Here is a 17,234-nt window from a genome sequence, read left to right on the forward strand (position 1 = left end):
ATCCAGATAGGCCAACATCTATTAAAGGTGGGTGGGGCGTCCGGGTCACTCCCAGAGGTAGGCGTGCCAGGGGCCGACCTCGGTGGTGTAGCGGGTGGCCAGGGCCTGGGTGACCTGTCCCAGGTGGACGTGGTCGTGGGTGGTCCAGGTGGCCAGGAGCTGGCCCAGGGTGACCGGGCCGAAGGCGGGGTGCGTGCCCTGCCGGTCGAGGTCGTCGGCGGTCAGCTCGAAGCCGCGCAGCGCGGCGAGGTTCTCGGCACGCAGGGTGCGGAACAGGTCGAGCAGCTCGGCGGTGGAGCGGTCGGCCGCGATCGCGACATGACCGTCCCGGTCGAACGGTGTGAACGGCGCCGACGTGCCGTGGTCGAGGATGATCCGGGCGCGGGGGATCCAGTCGGTGCGCTCGCCGTGGATGAAGTGGCCGAGCACGTCGTGCGCGCTCCACTCGCCGTCGGCCGGACGCTGCCTGGTCCATCCGTCGTCGAGGTCACCGAGCAGGGCGTCGAGCACATCGGGCGTACGGCTCAGCGCGGCGATCGCGTCAGGCAGCTGGAACGTCATGGTCAACAGCGTAAGGGGCGCTCACTTGACCCGCAGCCGCTGGTCGACCTGGATCAGGTCCGGGTTGGTGATCACCGGGTTGAGCTTGACCAGGGCGGGCACCGTCGTCTTGTAGCGCCCGGCGATCGCGGTGAGAGTGTCCCCTGGACGCACCGTGTGGAACGCGGTGGCGGGCAGGGACTTCTTCGGCGTGGCGGTCTTCCTCGGTGTGCTGGCCTTCTTCGCCGCTTTGCGTGGCGCGCGCTTGCGGGCGGGCTCGGGAGCCGCGCCGCCGGTCCTGCCCGCGAGCCGCTCCAGCGCCTTGGCCACCTGGGCCGCGGACATCGCCAGGTGCACATGGTCGGCGTGGGCGGCGTCGGTGGCCGCGCCGTACGAGGCGATCTTCTTGCCGTTCTTGACGTAGAAGCCGTCGTCGTCGGCGAACGGCGTGGTGTGGATCAGCTCGACGCACAGGTCGCCGAACTCGTCTTCGATCCACTTGGCCAGGTCGCGGCCCATCCGCGCGTTCGCGCCGACGCCGAAGTCGATCGCGGCGGTCGGCGAGCTCCGATGGTGCAGCCCGTAGTGGTGGCTGACCTTGCCGTGGTCGCCATCCATGCCGGAGGTCACGTAGACCTCGCCGCGCTTGGGGTAGTACCGCTCGATGATGTCCAGGATCGCGTCGCCGGTCGGTCCGGTGCGGACCGCCGACCATCGCCGCAGCGCCACCGCGACACCTCCCGTGGTGCCGGGGACCGGCCGGAACCAGCCCCGCACGTCTCATGGTAGGCGGCGCGGCGGCGCGAGCGGCGTCAGTCGACCGAGGCCAGCACCTTCTCGATCTTCGCCACGCGGGCCTGCAGGTCGGTCAGCTGGGCGGAGATCGCGGTCAGCTGCTCGGCGGCGGGCGCGGACGCGGCCTTGGCCTGCGTGTTCTGCCTGCGGTGCCAGAGCACCATGCCGATCACGGAGATGGCCAGCATGCCGACGACCCAGATCGTGCCCATGCTCATGGCCCATGACGTGTTGCCCATCAGTTGTTTCCCTCCTCGGTGGTGAGCGTCCGCGCGGCCAGCGCGATGCTCTGCGGGGTGAGCGTCACGGCAAACGGCACCGTGTCGTAGTACTTCATGGCCTTGCCGTCGGCGGACAGCTCGAACGCGGCGGTGACCAGGCCCGCCGCCTCCAGCTTGGCCAGGTGCAGCTGCAGCAGCGGGCGGCTGATGCCCAGTTCGCGGGCCAGCGCGCTCACGTAGTTGCGGCCGTGCGCCAGGGCCGCGATGACGCGCATCCGGTGCGGGTTGGCCAGGGTCGCCAGGATCCGCGCCAGCTCGTCGCCGGTGTGCGACGTCTCCATCGGGCCCCCTAGCTTCGACTTTCACCTGCAAGAAAAAACTAGCATGTGCCCGCAAGCGCTGTCGAGTGCGATAAGCGACAGCGGAATCCGGTTCAGCGGTCGGCGCGCAGGGCACGCGGCGACAGGCCGAACTCGCGGCGGCAGGCCTTGTTGAACGCCTGCAGGTCGGCGATGCCGACCGAGGCGGCGACGGCCGGGATGGACAGCGTCGAGCGGCGCAGCAGGTGCTCGGCCCGCACCAGCCGGCGACGGCGCAGGTACGCCACCACGGTGTCGCCGGTCTCGGCACGGAACAGGCGGGTCAGGTGGTTGTGCGACACCCCGGCGTGCCGGGCGGCGTCGGGCACCGACACCGGCTCGGCCAGCCGTGCCTCCAGGAACGCCATCGCCGCCGCGACCGCCGGGTGCGGCCCGCCGGATCGGGGGTCCGGCACGGCGCGCGGCAGCTGGGCCATCCGCCACAGCACCGCCCACACCTCCGCCGCGGCCTGCGCCGGCCGGTGCGGCGCGGCGGCCACCGCCTGGCGCAGCATCGCCGACAGCACCGCGGCCTGCGCCCCGGCGTCCTGCATCACCGGCACCGGCAGCGGCACGCCGGCGCGCGGCAGGCGCAGGTGGGCGTACAGGTGCTCGGAGCGGCCCCGATAGTCGAAGCGCACCTCGACCCCGGGCGGGACCAGGCTGACGTATCCGGGGCGGATCGCATGGGTGACCCCGCCCACGGTCAGTTCGCCCTGGTAGCCGTACAGGTGCAGCTGCCACAGCTCGGGGAGCAGGAACGACTCGCTGGCCACCGTGGTGCCGTGCACCCCGACGCCGATGTTGGCCACCTGCGGCGGGCTGTCCAGGTGCAGGCGCACGCTCCGGCCACCCGGCTCCAGCAGCGCCGTCATGGTGAAAACGTACCAGTAGTGGTGAGCAGGACCCACGCGCTGCCAGGCGATCGGGCCATAGCCTTACCCACCGTCGACCAGAAATGACAGTCAAGGAGCACGACCGTGGCGATGCAGCCCTGGTTCGCCGAGGCCAGACTCGGCATCTTCCTCCACTGGGGGATCTACGCCGTCGACGGCACCGCGGAGTCGTGGGCCTTCTACGCCGGCGAGGTCCCGCACGAGCAGTACATGCGCCAGCAGGACGGTTTCGCGGGCGAGAACTACGACCCGACGGCGTGGGCGGAGCTGTTCGCCCGGGTCGGCGCGCGCTACGCGGTGCTCACCGCCCGCCACCACGACGGCATCGCGCTGTGGGACTCCGCGCAGGGCGGCCTGAACGTCGTCGAGCACACCCCGGCCGGGCGCGACCTGATCGCCCCGTACGCGCAGGCGCTGCGCGAACAGGGCCTCAAGGTGGGCCTCTACTACTCGCACTCGGACTGGAACCACCCCGACTACCCGTCGGTGCGCAGCCAGGGCGAGGCCCAGCACGTCAACGACAGCGCCTGGGTCGCCCCGCAGGACGGCAGGCCCGACGACCCGCAGGCCTGGACCCGGTATCTGTCCTACCGCGACGGCCAGGTCGGCGAGCTGATCGACCGGTACCGCCCGGATCTGCTCTGGTTCGACGGCGAGTGGGAGCGCAGCGAGCAGCAGTGGCGCATGCGGGAGCTGTCCGAGCAGATCCTGGCCGCCAACCCGCAGACCGTGCTCAACGCACGGATGCTGTCCTACGGCGACTACGCCACCCCGGAGCAGGGCATCCCGATGCAGGCCCCGGACGGGCCGTGGGAGCTGTGCCTGACCGTCAACGACTCATGGGGCTACCGGCACGGCGACACCAACCAGAAGTCCGTGGGCCAGCTGGTGCGCTACTTCACCGAGACCATCGGCATGGGCGGCAACCTGCTGCTCGACGTGGGCCCCAAGGCCGACGGCACCATCCCGGCCGAGCAGGTCGAGCGGCTGGAGGGCCTGGGCGCGTGGATCGCGCGGCACGAGACGGCCGTCTTCGGCACGGTGGCCGGCCTGCCCGCGGGCCACCACTACGGCCCGAGCACGCTGTCCCCCGATCGCCGCACCATGCACCTGATGCTCTTCGGCTCCCCTGGCGAAAACATCGCGATCAAGGGCCTGCGCACCCCGATCAAGCGGGCGTACGTCCTGGGCACGGGCGCCGAACTCGGTCACCGGGTGACCGGCGGCTTGGGCGAGGTGCCCGGCGTGACCTGGATCGACGCGCCGGAGGCGGCCGACCTCGACCGGCACGCGACGGTGATCACCGTCGAACTCGACGGCGAACTCGACCTCTACCGCGGCACCGGACGCGACTGAGCGACGGCGTACTCGGCTGCCCGCGGCCGGGCCGGTGTCAACTGCGCCAGTCCTGCCGCGGGCGGTCGCGTCTGCGGCCCCGGGGCACCTCGAACACCGGGCTCACCATGGCGTCCGGGTCGACAGGGGGCGCGGGTTCACGCCGGGGGACTCCCGCGATGAGTGCCGGAACCGCCAGCACCAGCCAGAAGAACACGAGCGCGCCGGTGCTGCCCGCGACGACCTCGTCGGCGAGCATCGGGTTGGCCAGCCCGGCCGGATCGCGCAGCACCGTCACCTGCTCGCCGAGTTCCAGCGGCTCCCCCTCCTCCAGGGTGAGTTCACCGCGGATCGGCGCACCGCCGAGCTCGGTCAGCGTGTAGCGGTGGCTGGTCGGCGCCTTGCCCTCGTAGCCGTCGCGGTCGGCGACCACGGTCGCCGCGACCGGCTCACCCGCGAGTTCGAGGATCACGGCGGAGACGGAGAGCATGAAAATGATGTTGATGAAGACGGCCAGGCCGAGCGCGGTGAACCCCCAGCCGGCACGCAGGTCGCGCGCTTTGATCACGTAGATGGCGCCGAGCGCCACGAACAGTCCTCCGAAGAACCCGACGAGTTGCAGGTCCTGGTTCAGCAGCGAAGTCCCCGCGACGGCGCTCACCAGCAGGCCCGCGGTCAGCACACCCAGCAGCGGCAACGCCCGCCGCACCGTCACCAGCAGCATGGGCACACGTTAGCCGGGCACCGCCAGCCTGATACTGCTGTGACGGCTGTCTCGCGGGGCGACGGGCGCAACGCACCCGGTGCTACGGTGATCCGCCCTCGGATGTCCGACTCGCACGGAAACGAACGATGATGCTGGCTCTCCTGCACACCTCGCAGGCCCACGTGCTCACCTTCGACCGGCTCCGCAACGAGGAGGCGCCGACGCTGACGCTGTACCACATCGTCGCCGAACACCTGCTCGAAGACGCGCGCCGCCACGGCGTGGCCGCCGTCGCCGACCAGGTCGCCCAGCAGATCGACCTCGCCGTCGAGGCCGGCGCGCGGGCCGTGCTGTGCACCTGCTCCACCATCGGCGCGCTCGCCGAGCAGGCCGCCGCCCGCGCGGGCATCCCCGTGCTGCGCGTCGACCGGCCGATGGCCGCCGCGGCCGTGGCCGCCGGTCCCCGGATCACGGTGCTGGCGGCACTGGCCACCACGCTCGCGCCCACCACCGCGCTGATCGAGCAGGAGGCCGCCCGTGCGGGCCGCCCGGTCACCGTGTCCGCGCAGATGATCTGCGGCGCCTGGGACCGCTTCGAGGCCGGCGACCTCGACGGCTACCTCGACCGGGTCGCCACGGCACTGGCCGGGGTCACCGACACCGACGTGATCGTGCTGGCCCAGGCGTCGATGGCGCCCGTCACCGAGCGCCGCGCGACCGCCATCCCCGTGCTGGCCTCACCGCGCCTGGGCCTGCGCGCCGCCGCGGCGCTCTAGCCTCGACCGCCGCCGCGCGTCTCGTCCCGGCCGCGCGGCGCGTCTCGTCCCGGTGGCGAGGCCTGCCGACAATGGAAGGCGCCCGCCGCCCCGGCCGGGCGACGCCACGGGAGGCAAGTCATGACGCAGCGGCCCGAGCAGCCTGAGACGTGCGCCCAGTGCGGCCACCCGTTCGACCCGCACGCGCTCGTCACCACCGCCGACGACCCGGCCGACGGCGGCATCATGCTGTGCCCGGTGCCCGGCTGCGAGTGCTTCTCCACCTGGGGTATGGAAGGCATGCCCACGGTGCGGGTCCCGGACCGGTTCGAGATCGCCTCTATCCGCGAGAAGATCCAGGCTCAGGAACAGGACTGAGGACCGGTCAGCCGTTCCGGAACACCCGCGCGAACGTCGCGTGCACCGGTGTGCCGGACAGGTTGTCGTAGATCGCGAACACGACGCGGTCGAAGCGGTCCACGGTACGCAGCGCATCAGCGAAGGCTTGCGCGACCACGGCCGGGTCGTTGCGGAACACGCCGCAGCCCCACGCCCCGAGCACGAGCGTGCGGTGCCCGTGCGCGGCGGCCACCTCCAGCACCCGGGTCGCCCGGCGCAGCAACACCGCGGGCACGTCGGGCACGTGTTCGGGCTGGTTGCGGGCGATCGCGCCCAGGTTCGGCGCGGCCGCGGTCAGGAACGACGTCCGGTAGGCCTCGTCGAGCAGGTTGCCCTTGTCGTCGCGGAACACCGGCACGCCCGGCGAGTAGATCACCCGGTCGCTGTAGCGCAGGTCGCGCTGCGCGCGGTGGTAGGCGTAGAAGTCCGGCACGGCCAGCAGGCTGGGGTAGAGCGCCGACGCGCGGGCGATGCTCTCCTCCTGCGCCTTCGCCCCGCCGAGGAAGCCGCCGCCCGGGTTCTTCGCCGAGGCGAACACCAGGCAGGCCGCCGCCGGACCTGCCCGCCGGGCCGCGACCAGCGTCGACTCGCGGGTCACCTCGATCACCGGCCGCGTGGTGCGCTCGCCCGCGACGGCCAGTTCCTCGTCCGGCTCGTGGTGCCGGGTCCCGGCGACGGCTTCGCGTACGGCCGGTCCGATCCGGACCTCCGAACCTGCCGCGTTGTGGTAGTGCCCGCGCTCGGCGATCTCCACCGTCTGCCGTGCGATCTCCCGCAACCGACCGCTCACCGCGACTGCACCTGCATACCTCTCACGCCCGGCAACGTTAGGGCGGCGGCACGGGCCGGGCAACCGGTTTCGGCCGTACCCCGTGCCCCGTGCGGCCGTGCGGCCGTGCGGCCGTGCCGCCGTGCCGCCGTGCCGCCGTGCCGCCGTGCCGCCGTGCCGCGGGTAGTTTCGCCGGCGGTCCACAACTCCTGGGTTGTGGATACAACCCAGGAGTTGTGGACCTGCCGGACGGTTCTGTCCCGCCCGGCCCACCCAGGCGGTGGCGCCCACCGGAGCGGGCCGGGGCACAGGACTCAGCCGCGCAGGTCGGCGAGCAGCGACTCGACTTCGGCGAAGGCGTCGGCGGGCAGCGGGGTGCGGGCGAGCGGGGCGAAGTTCTCCTCGGCCTGGGCGACGGTCCGGCAGCCGGGGATGGGCAGGTTGTGCGGGCTGCGGGCGAGCAGCCAGCCCAGCGCGCCCTGGGTGAGGGTGCGGCCGTCGGCGGTGAGCGCCTCGCGGACCCGGTCGACCCGCGCAGCCCACTGCGGGGTCGGTACGCCGTCGGTGAACCAGTGCAGCCACTCCGGGTTCTTGCCACGTACGTCGTCGCGGCCGAGTGGGCCGGCCGCGCCGTGGTACTTGCCGGTGAGCAGGCCCATCGCGAGCGGGCCGCGGTTGAGTCCGGCCAGGTTCCAGTCGGCCAGCACGTCGACCATGGCGGCGTTGTCGTTCAGCACGGAGGTGTCGTACTGCACCGCCGCGCAGTGCGCGCCCGCCTTGGCCATGGCCGCGGCGCGCTCCGGGTCGTCGGTGCTCCAGCCGTACGCCCGGATGCGGCCCTGGGCGACCAGGGCTTCGAGCGTGTCCACCAGGTCGAGGGCCTGGCTGATCGGCAGGCTGCCCAGGTGCAGCTGGTACAGGTCGAGGTGGTCGGTGCCGAGGCGGTCGAGGATGCCGTCGAGGCAGGCCAGGGCATACGCCGGGCTGGCGTCCTCGCCGGTGGCCAGGCGGGTCTGCTCCTCGACCGTGTAGCCGAACTTGCTGGCGATGACCGCGTTGTCCCGCCGTCCGTGCAGGGCCCGGCCGAGCACCCGCTCGCTGTGGCCCGCGCCGTAGTTGCTGGAGGTGTCGAACAGGGTGATGCCGTGGTCGAGGGCTGCGTGCACGGTGCGGATCGACTCCTCGTCGTCGACCTCGCCCCAGCCGAGCGGCTGGCTGCCGCCGTCGCCCCAGAGCGGGCCGCCGATCGCCCAGCAGCCCATGCCCAGCGCGCTGACCTCGATCCCGCTGCGGCCCAGTGTCCGTGTCGTCGTCATGCGGGCCAGCCTGACACCTGGAGTGCGCTCCAGGTCAAGCTAAGGTGGGCCGATGAGCGCGTACACCCCCTCCGAGACGTCCCGGCGCAGCGGCTTCAGCCTGGACACGCTGCGCTACTACGAGCGCATCGGCCTGCTCAGCGAGGTCGACCGCACGCCCGGCGGGCAGCGCGTCTTCTCCGATCACGACCTGGGCTGGCTCGGGCTGCTGCGCTGCCTGCGCGACACCGGCATGCCGATCAACCAGATGTGCCGCTTCGCGGAGCTGGCCCGCGACGGCGACGGCACCGTCGCCGACCGGGTCGAGCTGCTGCGCGCGCACGCCGAGGCGGTCGAGGAGCAGATGGCGCTGCTGGAGCGGCAGTACGGGCATCTGCGGGAGAAGATCCGCTACTACGAGAGCGAGCTGGCCGCACAGAGCTAGCGGGCCTGCCGTCAGCAGGATGCGGCGACTAGGCTGCCGTATCCCGGCCCTGCCTGGCGCTCTGCTCCTGCCGCCGCATCTGTTCGCGTCGCTGCGCCTGCAGGTCACCGCGCCGCCACGCCTCTTACGACTCGGCGCGCTGCCGCCGCATCCCCGCGAACAGGGCTGCCGCCAGGATGAACACCCCGGTCGAGCCGGCGACCAGGGTCCAGAGGAAGCCCAGGTAGGCATTCCCGCGCGGCACGTACACGCGGTCGGAGTCGCCCGTGTACAGCGCACGGAACGTGTCGCCCTCGTGCACCCTCCCGCGCGGGAGGTCCAGTATGCCGACCTCGTGGACAGTCCTGCGGCCGTCATCGGAGGTCCAGGTGCCGATGTTGCATGAGTTTCTGTGGCAGGTGGTGGCCGTGAACACCCCGGGCGTGCCGATGCCCTGGTGGGCCCGCCAGGCGGGACCTATCCCCATCGCGCCGTCCATCAGCAGGAGCAGGCAGAACGCCGGCACGCCCACCCATATCATGAGATTCTGCCCGACTCCGGCAGCGTGCCGCTTCGCGTCGGCGTCCACCCGTGCCTCCCCTTGCCCGCGGGCTACGGCGCGCCCCATCGTACCGACACCTGGTGCACGGTGCGCTCGGCACGGACCTGCATCAGCCCGCCCGCCAGCACGGCCCGGTCGACGACCCCGACCGCGCCGTCGCGGGTACGGGTCACCCGGTCGCTGACCAGTACGGGGCTGTCCGCGCTCTGGTGCAGCAGGGCCGCGCCGGCCTCGCCGAGGGTGGCGGCGGCGATGCGCTCGGACGCCGAGGCGATCTCCATGCCGGCGTCGGCGAGCGACGCGTACAGGGCCGTGGCGGTGAAGTCGACGCCGCGCACCAGCTGTGCGTACGGCTGGTCCACCCACGACACCTGGTGGATCGCGGGGACGCCGTCGAGCAGCCGCAGCCGCTCCAGCCGCAGCGCCTTGGCCGTCCCGTCGCGTTCGCCCCACAGCTGGGCGACCCAGGCGGGCATGGCGCGCAGCGAACTCGACACGACCTCGGTGGTGACCTGGTGGCCCTGGTCACGCAGGTCGTCGACGAAGCTGCGCAGCGTGTCCAGCCGGTATGCGGGCCGGGCCGGCGCGACGAACGTGCCCCGGCCGGCCTCGACCACGATCAGCCCGTCGTCGATCAGGGCCTGCAGCGCCTGCCGCGCGGTCGCCAGCGCCACGTCGTACCGGGCGCTCAGCTCGCGCTGCGCGGGCAGCGCGGTGCCCGGCGGGTACTCCCCGGCGCGGATGCGCTCGGCGAGGTCGGCGGCGATGACCCGGTAGCGGGGCCCGGCCATGCGGTGGCTCCTGTCGGTCGGCGGCGGGATCGCTCCAGTATCGGCGATCCAGCCCCCACCGCGTCAGCCGTGGGCCCGCGTCCAGCGCGGCGGCGCGGCGCACGCTGCCCGGTCAGTCTGGTCCGCATCCAGCGCGGCGGCGCGGCGTGCGCTGCCCCGTCAGTCCTGGTCCGCATCCAGCGCGGCGGCGCGACGTGCGCTGCCCCGTCAGTCCTGGTCCGCGTCCAGTGCGGCGCGCAGCGCGCGGACCTGCGCGCCGGACTCGGCCGGGGTGGCGCCGTCGAGCAGCCGCCGCATCAGCGCGGAGGCGACCACGACACCGTCGGCAGCGCGTGCCCCGGCCGCCGCGTGCTCCGGCGTGGAGATGCCGAAGCCGAGCAGCACCGGCAGGTCCGTGTGCGCCTTGAGCCGGGCCGCGAACTCGCCGGCCGCGGCGGGCAGCTCGGCCCGTTCCCCGGTGGTGACCATGGCGGTCATGGCGTAGACGAAGCCGCGGCTGCGTACCGCGATCTCCCGCAGCCGCGACGGCGCGCCGCTGGGCGCGGCGACCAGGATCAGGTCCACGTCCGCGGTGGCGGCCGCCTGTTCCAGCTCGGCCAGCTCCTCCAGCGGCAGGTCGGGCACGATCAGCCCGCGCACCCCGGCGTCGGCGAGCGCGGCACAGAACTGCGCGTGGCCCTCGCGCGCCACCAGGTGGTAGTAGGTCATCACGATGAGCGGCACGTCGACCCGTACCTCGCGCAGGTCGGCGAGGATGCCGCGGACCGTCGCGCCCCGGTGCAGGGCCCGTTCGGAGGCCTCCTGCACGGTCGGCCCGTCGATCATCGGGTCGGAGAACGGCAGTCCGATCTCGACGGCGTCGGCCCCGGCCTGCGCGTACGCCGCGAGGTATGCGGTCCAGTCGGCGCTGACGCCGCCGGTCACGTAGGGCACGAGCAGTTTGCGCCCGGTGTCACGGCGCTCGCGCAGGCGCGCGCCGACGGCCACGCCGGTGGCGATGGTGGCGTTCACGGGATCTCCATCAGGGTCGTGGTGTCCTTGTCGCCGCGGCCGGACAGGGTGATCAGCACGGTCGCACCGAGCGGCAGCTCGCCGTCGCGGGCTGCGCGCAGCACCCAGGCGACGGCGTGCGCCGACTCGAGCGCGGGCAGGATGCCCTCGCTGCGGGCCAGCCGCCGCACCGCGTCGATCACCTCGTCGTCGGCGACGGTGACGTAACGGGCCCGGCCGAGGTCGTGCAGGTGGGCGTGCTCGGGGCCGATGCCGGGATAGTCCAGGCCCGCGGCGACGGACTCGGCTTCGAGGATCTGGCCGTGGTCGTCCTGGATCGCGTACGACCGGTGCCCGTGCAGGACCGCGACCTTGCCACCCGCGATCGCCGCGCCGCCCGCGGCCTCGACGCCGACCAGCTTCGCGGTGGTGCCCGCGAACCCGGCGAAGGTGCCCGCGGCGTTGGAGCCGCCGCCGACGCAGGCCACGACGTAGTCCGGGATGGCGGCGGGCAGCTCGGCGGCGCACTGGGCGCGGGCCTCGTCGCCGATCACCCGCTGGAACTCGCGCACCATCCACGGGTACGGGTGCGGGCCCATCACCGAGCCGAGGCAGTAGTAGGCCTCGTCGACACAGGTCACCCAGTGCCGCATCGCCTCGCTGGTGGCGTCCTTGAGGGTGCGGCTGCCGCTGGTGACCTCGACCACCTCAGCGCCGAGCAGGCGCATGCGGTGCACGTTGAGCGCCTGGCGGGCCATGTCCTTCTGGCCCATGAACACCGTCGCCGACAGGCCCAGCAGCGCCGCGGCGGTCGCGGTGGCCACGCCGTGCTGGCCGGCGCCGGTCTCGGCGAGCAGCCGGGTGCGGCCCATGCGCCGGGCCAGCAGCGCCTGGCCGAGCACGTTGTTGATTTTGTGGGAGCCGGTGTGGGCCAGGTCTTCGCGCTTGAGCAGCACGGTGACGCCCAGCTCGGCGGAGAGGTTCCAGGCGGGGGTGACCGGGGTGGGCCGGCCGGCGTAGACGGTCAGCAGGCGGTCGAGGTCGCGGCGGAAGCCGGCGTCGGCCCACGCCTCCCGGAACGCCTCCTCGACCTCGGCGCAGGCCGGGATGAGCGCTTCGGGCACGTAGCGGCCCCCGTAGTCGCCGAACCGGCCGGTGGCGCCCGGGTCGTGCATCAGCCCTGCGGCGGGCAGCAGCGCGGGCAGGCCCGCGGCGGTGATGGCACCCACAGTTCCTCCAACTGTTCTAGAACTGTTGCCCATAGTGGCACAGCGAAGGGCCGCCCCGCCAGTCGGCGGGACGGCCCTGTCGTCGATCGGCTACCGCTTGGCGCGCTCGACGACCTCCTCCGTGGTCAGCGGGCTCTTGGGGTGGTGGCTCAGGCACAGCGAGCCGCGCATCTTGCGGAACGCGAAGCCCTCCCCCGAGGCGTAGAACTCCCCGGTGCCCAGCCGCGAGATGTCCGGCACGTCAGCCCCCTTGGCCCGCGCCATCTCCCGCGCCGCCTCGATCTGCGCCGGGGCGTTGAGCAGCCCGAAGAACTGCGTCGCGGCGTTGCCGGAGATCCGGTTGTGCAGCCCCTTGGGCGCCTGCGTGGCGAAGACCAGGCCCAGGCCGTACTTGCGGGCCTGCGAGGCCAGCGCCAGCGTGCTCTGCGTACACGCGGTCAGCGGGCCCGACGGGGCCAGCGTCTGCGCCTCGTCCATCACCAGCAGCCCGCCCAGCGGACGGTCCCCGGCCGGGTTCTTCTTGATCCAGGCGAACAGCGCCAGCTGCAACTGGTTGACGAAGCTCTGCCGCTGCTGCTCCGACGGCAGCCCCACCAGGCTGATCACCGACACCCGGGCCCGCTTGCCGGGCGCGGGCGTCAGCAGCAGGCCCGGATCCGCCGGCGCACCACCGCCGCCGAACAGGGCGTCGGTCACCATGGCCGCGGTCAGGTTCTGCGACAGCTCGAACGCGATCTTCTCCGCGTCCTCCAGCTGGCTAACCCCTTCGGGCAGCGAGCTGAGCACCCCGACGAACGCCCGGATGCCCTCGCCGCCGCTGCGGGCGAAGTGCCGCAGCGCCTCGTTGAGCACCGCCTGCCCGCGTATCGCCTTGGCGGTGCCGCCCTCCACCTTCGCCCGCGGCGCGAGGCTGGCCACCGCCGCGTCGATGGCGGCCCCGAACTCGTCGGCGTCGTCGCGGATGGTCGCGAACTCCGGCAGCGGCTGGAAGGTCAGCGGCCGCCCCGCCTCCCGCCGCGGCGTCCACACCACCACGTCGGTGTGCGCGAGGTACTCCGCCGACCGGGCCGCATCACCGTCGGACCAGCCCGCGGGCGGCTCCGGCCAGGCGTCGCCGAGCCGGGCCAGGTCGTTGTTGGGGTCCAGCACGATCGTGGACACGCCCTGCAGCGCGCACTCCTCGATCAGCCGCCGGATCAGCACGGTCTTGCCCGACCCGCTGCCCGCGAAGATCGCCGTGTGCTTGCGCAGCGACTCCAGCTCCAGCCGCACGGGCTCCCCGTCATCGAACCCGGTGCCCAGCGTGATGGTGTGCGCGGATGCGGCGACCGTCGGCGGGCGATCCGCCCTGCTCGCCGAGCCGGATCCGGCCGCGACCGCCGAGGCGTCGCCGTCCACGACATCCCGTGCCACCGCCGCCGCCCCGGCCGACTCGGCCGCACCCGGCGGTGCCGGAACGTCCTCCCCGTCAGGCACGGGCGTCAGGTGTACCGCGCGTTCGCGGCGGCGCCCGCCCGCCTCGGCGGCCATGGCGACCTCCGCGACGATCTCGCCGAGCACGGTGCGCAGCAGCATCGTGCGGCCGGCCGGGCGGCGGGCGGCCAGCCAGGCAGCCAGGCCGGAGTCCCGCTCGGCCAGCAGCTGCCGCAGCGCGGCGAAGGTGCGCAGGTCGTCCTCGCCGATGCTCAGCCGGGTGCCGCCGTCGGCGGCGAACGCCTTCAGCGACTCCTGCGTCTTGGCGCCCTTGTTCCAGTCGGCGTTGCGCAGCAGGAACAGCTTGCGCTTGCCGATACCCCGGCTCAGGCCCGCGCTGGTACGCGCCGCCTGCAGCCGGGACAGGGCTGCGATCGCGTTGGTGTGCGCGATCGCCCGGAACGACCAGTGCTGCTCGTCCTCGGTGGCCTCGTCCAGGCTGCGGCGCAGCCGGGCGTGCAGCGGCACCTTGCCGCCCTGTGGCGGGTCCACCCGGAAGGCCCGGCCCGCCTCGCCCAGCTCCTCGATCCACGCGGACAGCCCGGCGGTGAGCAGCGCCGGCATCTCGCCGTCCTCGGTCGCGCCCGCCAGCGCCGGCGACACGTCCACACCCTCGCGCAGCTCGGCGAAGCGCCGGTCCAGCTTGTCGTCCAGGACCTCGTCGGCGACCGGCACGATGACCTGGTGCTCGGGCTCGGTGAACCCGGCCAGCTCCCGCACCGTGCCCTCGCGCAGGCAGGCCTGCACGTGCTCATTGATCCGGTTGATGAGCAGCCGCGGGGTGAACACCGTCGCCTCGGCGAAGGCCGCCTCCCGCACCGGCCACGTCGGGTACGGCGGCACGAAGCCCTGCTCGTCGAAGCGCACCGCGAACCGCTTGGCGACGATGTCGCGGGCGATGTCCGCGCTGGCGATGCCCTTGAGCGTGACCGGCTCGCGGAACCGGTCGGCGACCGACTTGGTGGCCCGGGTGCGGATCAGCGTCCACGTCGACGGCAGGCAGGCCAGCACCGTGAGCGTGCGGCGGGTCGTCTGCCGCAGCGCCATCAGGCCGTCCGCGATCTGGTTGATCAGCTGCGTCTGCTCGGCGCTCTCCTCGCCCGTCTCCTTGCGCGCGGTGCTGCTCCACAGCTGGGCGACGAGCGTGTCGATCTGGTCGATCGCCACCACCGTCGGGCCGGTCAGCGCCAGCAGCTGCGACAGCTCCTGCATGACCAGCTGCGGCGGCTTCTGCACCGGGTGGATGCCCCACTCGTGCCGCTCCCCCGGCTCCATCTCCTGCATCGACTGCAGGTACGTGTACCCGACGTCCTGCGCGGCTGGGTTGTCGGCCGCCCCGAGCAGCGCGAGCGCCCGCGCCGTGTGGTGGCAGGCCATGCCGACCGGCCCGTCGAAGCGGCGCAGCGCACCGGCGAACTCGTCCAGGTGCGCCCGGGTCAGCGGGGCCCGCCCGGTCACCGCCGCCGCGGCCTCCGGCGGCACTGCCGCCTTGTCGCACAGCCGGTCCAGGAACACCGACAGCTGGCTGCCCTGGCCCAGGTGGTCGCGCTGCAGCCCGTTGACCACGGCGAGGGTGGCGCTGGACCAGAACGCCGCCCCGTCCAGCAGCCCGACCAGGAAGAAGTAGCCGCCGCCGCGCTGGGTCTGCTCGCGTACCCAGCCCAGCAGGTGCGTCTTGCCCGAGCCGGGCTGCCCCTGCATGGCGATGCCGATGGGGCTGCCGTCGGGGCTGCGCCGGGCGTCGTCGAGCCCGTGCAGGATGTGCCGCACCACGTCGTCGTGCAGGGCCTCGACGTGGAAGGGCGAGCCGCGCCAGACGTCGTCGGGCACCGGGGCCACGTCGAACCGCAGGTTCGACAGCGCCCGGCGCTGGTCGGGGTTCACTCGGCCTCGATGGTCAACAGGTGCTTGTCCTCACCGCCGATGTGGATCGCGGCGGCGCGGTCCTCGTCGGTGAGGGTCTTCTGGTTGTCCTCGGGCACCAGCACGATGGTGCGCGCGACCGCCATCTTCATCAGCGCCGCGTCGACCTCGGCGGCCGACACCCCGGCCAGCTCCCGGCGCAGGTCGGTCAGGCTGACCCAGGCCTGCGGCTGGTCGGCGAGCTTGTCGTACGCGGTGCGCACCCGCTTCTCCAGCCCGCGCTTGACCACCGGCTTGATCTTGACCACCGGCTGCGCGGCGGGCGGCGGGACGCTGGCGGTGAACAGGTCGGGCAGGCTCAGCTCGGCCCGGCGCAGGTAGCGGTCCACCGCACCGAGCAGCGCGTGCAGCGCCGGGTACGCGGGCCCGGCGCCCTTGACGAAGTCCTCCGTCAGTTCCCGCTTGCACTGCGCCCAGCCCTCGTCGGTCAGCTCGTGCACCAGCGCGCCCTTGGCCCCCTTGCGCTTGGTGGCGAACCCGTTCTCGACCAGGGTGCGGCTGTCCGCACCCTGGATCGAGAAGCCGTCATAGCGCTCGCGCAGCTCGCTGTTGGAGACTTCACGGGCCTCCGACATGAGCAGCAGCAGGCACGCCTTCTCCGAGGGCTTGAGCTTGGTCATTGTTTCTCCTTGTGCGCGTCGGTGCGTCGGGAACGGAGGTACTGCTCCAGGTGTGCCAGCACCTGGCCCAGTTCGGTGAGGACCTGGCGGTTGGTGAACCGCAGCACGGCAAAGCCGTCGAGCTGCAGCAGCACGTCGCGGCGGCGGTCGTGGGCGAACTTGCGGGGGCCGCGGTGCTCGTCGCCGTCGATCTCGACGGCGCACCGCTCGTCGGGCCAGACCAGGTCGATGACGTAGTGCGGGCGGGCCGCGTACCGCCGGTTCCAGATGCGGCCGGCCGCCCAGGCCGCCTCGGCCAGCGCCGCCTCCAGCGCGGTCTCCGCGGCGCTGTCCGCCCGCGGTCGGCCCTCGACCGGCGGATACGACAGCGCGGGCGGGCTCGGCCCGGCGGCGGGAATGTCGCCCGCCGTCGCGACCAGCTCTGCGACGTGCTCGGGCAGCCGCACCGGGCACACCGTGACCCGCCCTGCCGCGGGCAGGTCGCCCCCGGCCAGCCACACCGTGAAGCCGCCGTGCGCGGCCAGCCACTCCGCGGCGGCGGCCAGTGCCCGCTGCCGCACCGGGTCCAGCCCGTCGGGCACGTCGACCAGCAGCGCCGCGCCGTTGCGCCGGTAGCTCTCGGCGACGACCCGGGCCAGCCCGGCGGCGCGCACCTCGGGCGCGAAACGGGACGCGATCGGCTGGCGGCGGGACGGCCGCCCGCGCAGCGCGAGCTCGGCCAGGTCGGCCAGGAAGGGTCCGAAGTGGCGGGTGGTTGCGGCCAGCTCCACCGCCAGCGCCCGGACCGCGGGCACCCCGCCCCCGCCCGGCCCTTCGAGGTGCTCGGCGGCGGGCAGCCAGGCCGGGAACAGCCGCAGGGCGGCCGTCTCCAGCTCGTCCAGCGCGGCGGCGGCCACCTCGGCGGCGGTCGGCGCGAGCGGCGGGCGGTAGGTCACCACGGCGGGTGCGCCGTCGGGCAGCGGGGTCAGCGCGAGCTCGATCGCCTCCGTGGACGCGCCCCGCAGGCGGGTGACCCGGCCTGCCGGCGTATGCGTCCAATGTGGCGTCATGTCCAAGGATCTCCCCAGCTGCGACTCCTGGTGATTCTGTCGCTGCACTGGGTAGACGGCAACCGGACATTCGGCCCGAGACAACGCTGTCGGGCCGGGAAGA

The 17,234-nt window shown here is 73.3% G+C and carries 19 protein-coding genes; 4 read left to right on the forward strand and 15 right to left on the reverse strand.

Features of this window, described 5'->3' with window-relative positions; all coding sequences use genetic code 11:
• Positions 1–45: 45 nt before the first annotated feature.
• The 5 genes from F6W97_RS35605 to F6W97_RS35625 all read right to left on the reverse strand — a co-directional run bounded on the left by F6W97_RS35605 (position 46) and on the right by F6W97_RS35625 (position 2,790).
• Positions 46–561, reverse strand: coding sequence for a DinB family protein (locus F6W97_RS35605; RefSeq protein ID WP_155374979.1), 516 nt, complete (start codon positions 559–561; stop codon positions 46–48).
• Between the two features lie 21 nt (positions 562–582).
• Positions 583–1,317, reverse strand: a complete 735-nt coding sequence (locus F6W97_RS41080; RefSeq protein WP_230687248.1) for a LysM peptidoglycan-binding domain-containing protein — start codon at positions 1,315–1,317, stop codon at positions 583–585.
• A 35-nt stretch (positions 1,318–1,352) separates the two neighbouring features.
• On the reverse strand, positions 1,353–1,574 hold the full coding sequence (locus F6W97_RS35615) for a hypothetical protein (protein ID WP_155374980.1): 222 nt from the start codon (positions 1,572–1,574) through the stop codon (positions 1,353–1,355).
• The gene (locus tag F6W97_RS35620; protein ID WP_155374981.1) at positions 1,574–1,897 is read right to left on the reverse strand and encodes an ArsR/SmtB family transcription factor; all 324 of its coding nucleotides are present in this window, start codon (positions 1,895–1,897) and stop codon (positions 1,574–1,576) included. The genes F6W97_RS35615 and F6W97_RS35620 overlap by 1 nt, the downstream gene beginning before the upstream one ends.
• Positions 1,898–1,989: 92 nt before the next feature.
• Entirely contained in the window at positions 1,990–2,790 is an 801-nt protein-coding gene (locus F6W97_RS35625) for a helix-turn-helix domain-containing protein (RefSeq protein WP_155374982.1), read from the reverse strand.
• Positions 2,791–2,901: 111 nt separating this feature from the next.
• Between F6W97_RS35625 and F6W97_RS35630 the strand changes: the two genes are divergently transcribed.
• Positions 2,902–4,167 (forward strand): alpha-L-fucosidase, encoded by a 1,266-nt coding sequence (locus F6W97_RS35630; protein WP_230687265.1) that lies wholly within the window; start codon positions 2,902–2,904, stop codon positions 4,165–4,167.
• Positions 4,168–4,204: 37 nt separating this feature from the next.
• Here F6W97_RS35630 and F6W97_RS35635 read toward each other — a convergent pair whose 3' ends face one another.
• Entirely contained in the window at positions 4,205–4,870 is a 666-nt protein-coding gene (locus tag F6W97_RS35635; RefSeq protein WP_155374984.1) for a hypothetical protein, read from the reverse strand.
• Between the two features lie 128 nt (positions 4,871–4,998).
• Here F6W97_RS35635 and F6W97_RS35640 point away from each other — a divergent pair, with 128 nt between their 5' ends.
• On the forward strand, positions 4,999–5,628 hold the full coding sequence (locus F6W97_RS35640; RefSeq protein ID WP_155374985.1) for an aspartate/glutamate racemase family protein: 630 nt from the start codon (positions 4,999–5,001) through the stop codon (positions 5,626–5,628).
• Positions 5,629–5,748: 120 nt separating this feature from the next.
• A complete protein-coding gene (locus F6W97_RS35645; protein ID WP_155374986.1) occupies positions 5,749–5,985 on the forward strand; it encodes a hypothetical protein in 237 nt (78 codons plus the stop codon).
• Positions 5,986–5,992: 7 nt separating this feature from the next.
• On the opposite strand, the gene F6W97_RS35650 is transcribed toward F6W97_RS35645, so the two are convergent.
• Entirely contained in the window at positions 5,993–6,796 is an 804-nt protein-coding gene (locus F6W97_RS35650; protein ID WP_155374987.1) for a TIGR02452 family protein, read from the reverse strand.
• 293 nt (positions 6,797–7,089) lie between these two features.
• Entirely contained in the window at positions 7,090–8,091 is a 1,002-nt protein-coding gene (locus tag F6W97_RS35655) for an aldo/keto reductase (protein WP_155374988.1), read from the reverse strand.
• A gap of 52 nt (positions 8,092–8,143) precedes the next feature.
• Here F6W97_RS35655 and F6W97_RS35660 point away from each other — a divergent pair, with 52 nt between their 5' ends.
• Complete coding sequence (locus F6W97_RS35660) at positions 8,144–8,515, forward strand: MerR family transcriptional regulator (protein ID WP_155374989.1); 372 nt, start codon at positions 8,144–8,146, stop codon at positions 8,513–8,515.
• 124 nt (positions 8,516–8,639) lie between these two features.
• Here the strand turns inward: F6W97_RS35660 and F6W97_RS35665 are convergent, their stop codons facing one another.
• From F6W97_RS35665 to F6W97_RS35695, 7 genes are all read right to left on the reverse strand, one after another.
• Complete coding sequence (locus F6W97_RS35665; protein WP_155374990.1) at positions 8,640–9,083, reverse strand: hypothetical protein; 444 nt, start codon at positions 9,081–9,083, stop codon at positions 8,640–8,642.
• Positions 9,084–9,106: 23 nt separating this feature from the next.
• Positions 9,107–9,847 (reverse strand): GntR family transcriptional regulator, encoded by a 741-nt coding sequence (locus F6W97_RS35670; RefSeq protein WP_155374991.1) that lies wholly within the window; start codon positions 9,845–9,847, stop codon positions 9,107–9,109.
• Positions 9,848–10,054: 207 nt separating this feature from the next.
• Complete coding sequence (trpA, locus tag F6W97_RS35675; protein WP_330165003.1) at positions 10,055–10,858, reverse strand: tryptophan synthase subunit alpha; 804 nt, start codon at positions 10,856–10,858, stop codon at positions 10,055–10,057.
• A complete protein-coding gene (trpB, locus tag F6W97_RS35680) occupies positions 10,855–12,012 on the reverse strand; it encodes a tryptophan synthase subunit beta (protein ID WP_155375111.1) in 1,158 nt (385 codons plus the stop codon). The genes trpA and trpB overlap by 4 nt, the downstream gene beginning before the upstream one ends.
• Before the next feature lie 144 nt (positions 12,013–12,156).
• Positions 12,157–15,423, reverse strand: coding sequence for an ATP-binding protein (locus F6W97_RS35685; RefSeq protein WP_155374992.1), 3,267 nt, complete (start codon positions 15,421–15,423; stop codon positions 12,157–12,159).
• Positions 15,420–16,082 (reverse strand): hypothetical protein, encoded by a 663-nt coding sequence (locus F6W97_RS35690; protein WP_155374993.1) that lies wholly within the window; start codon positions 16,080–16,082, stop codon positions 15,420–15,422. The genes F6W97_RS35685 and F6W97_RS35690 overlap by 4 nt, the downstream gene beginning before the upstream one ends.
• Positions 16,079–17,131, reverse strand: a complete 1,053-nt coding sequence (locus F6W97_RS35695; protein ID WP_155374994.1) for an endonuclease domain-containing protein — start codon at positions 17,129–17,131, stop codon at positions 16,079–16,081. The genes F6W97_RS35690 and F6W97_RS35695 overlap by 4 nt, the downstream gene beginning before the upstream one ends.
• Positions 17,132–17,234: the final 103 nt, after the last annotated feature.

This window comes from Catellatospora vulcania, assembly GCF_009720385.1.
GTDB classification, from domain to species: Bacteria; Actinomycetota; Actinomycetes; order Mycobacteriales; family Micromonosporaceae; genus Catellatospora; species Catellatospora vulcania.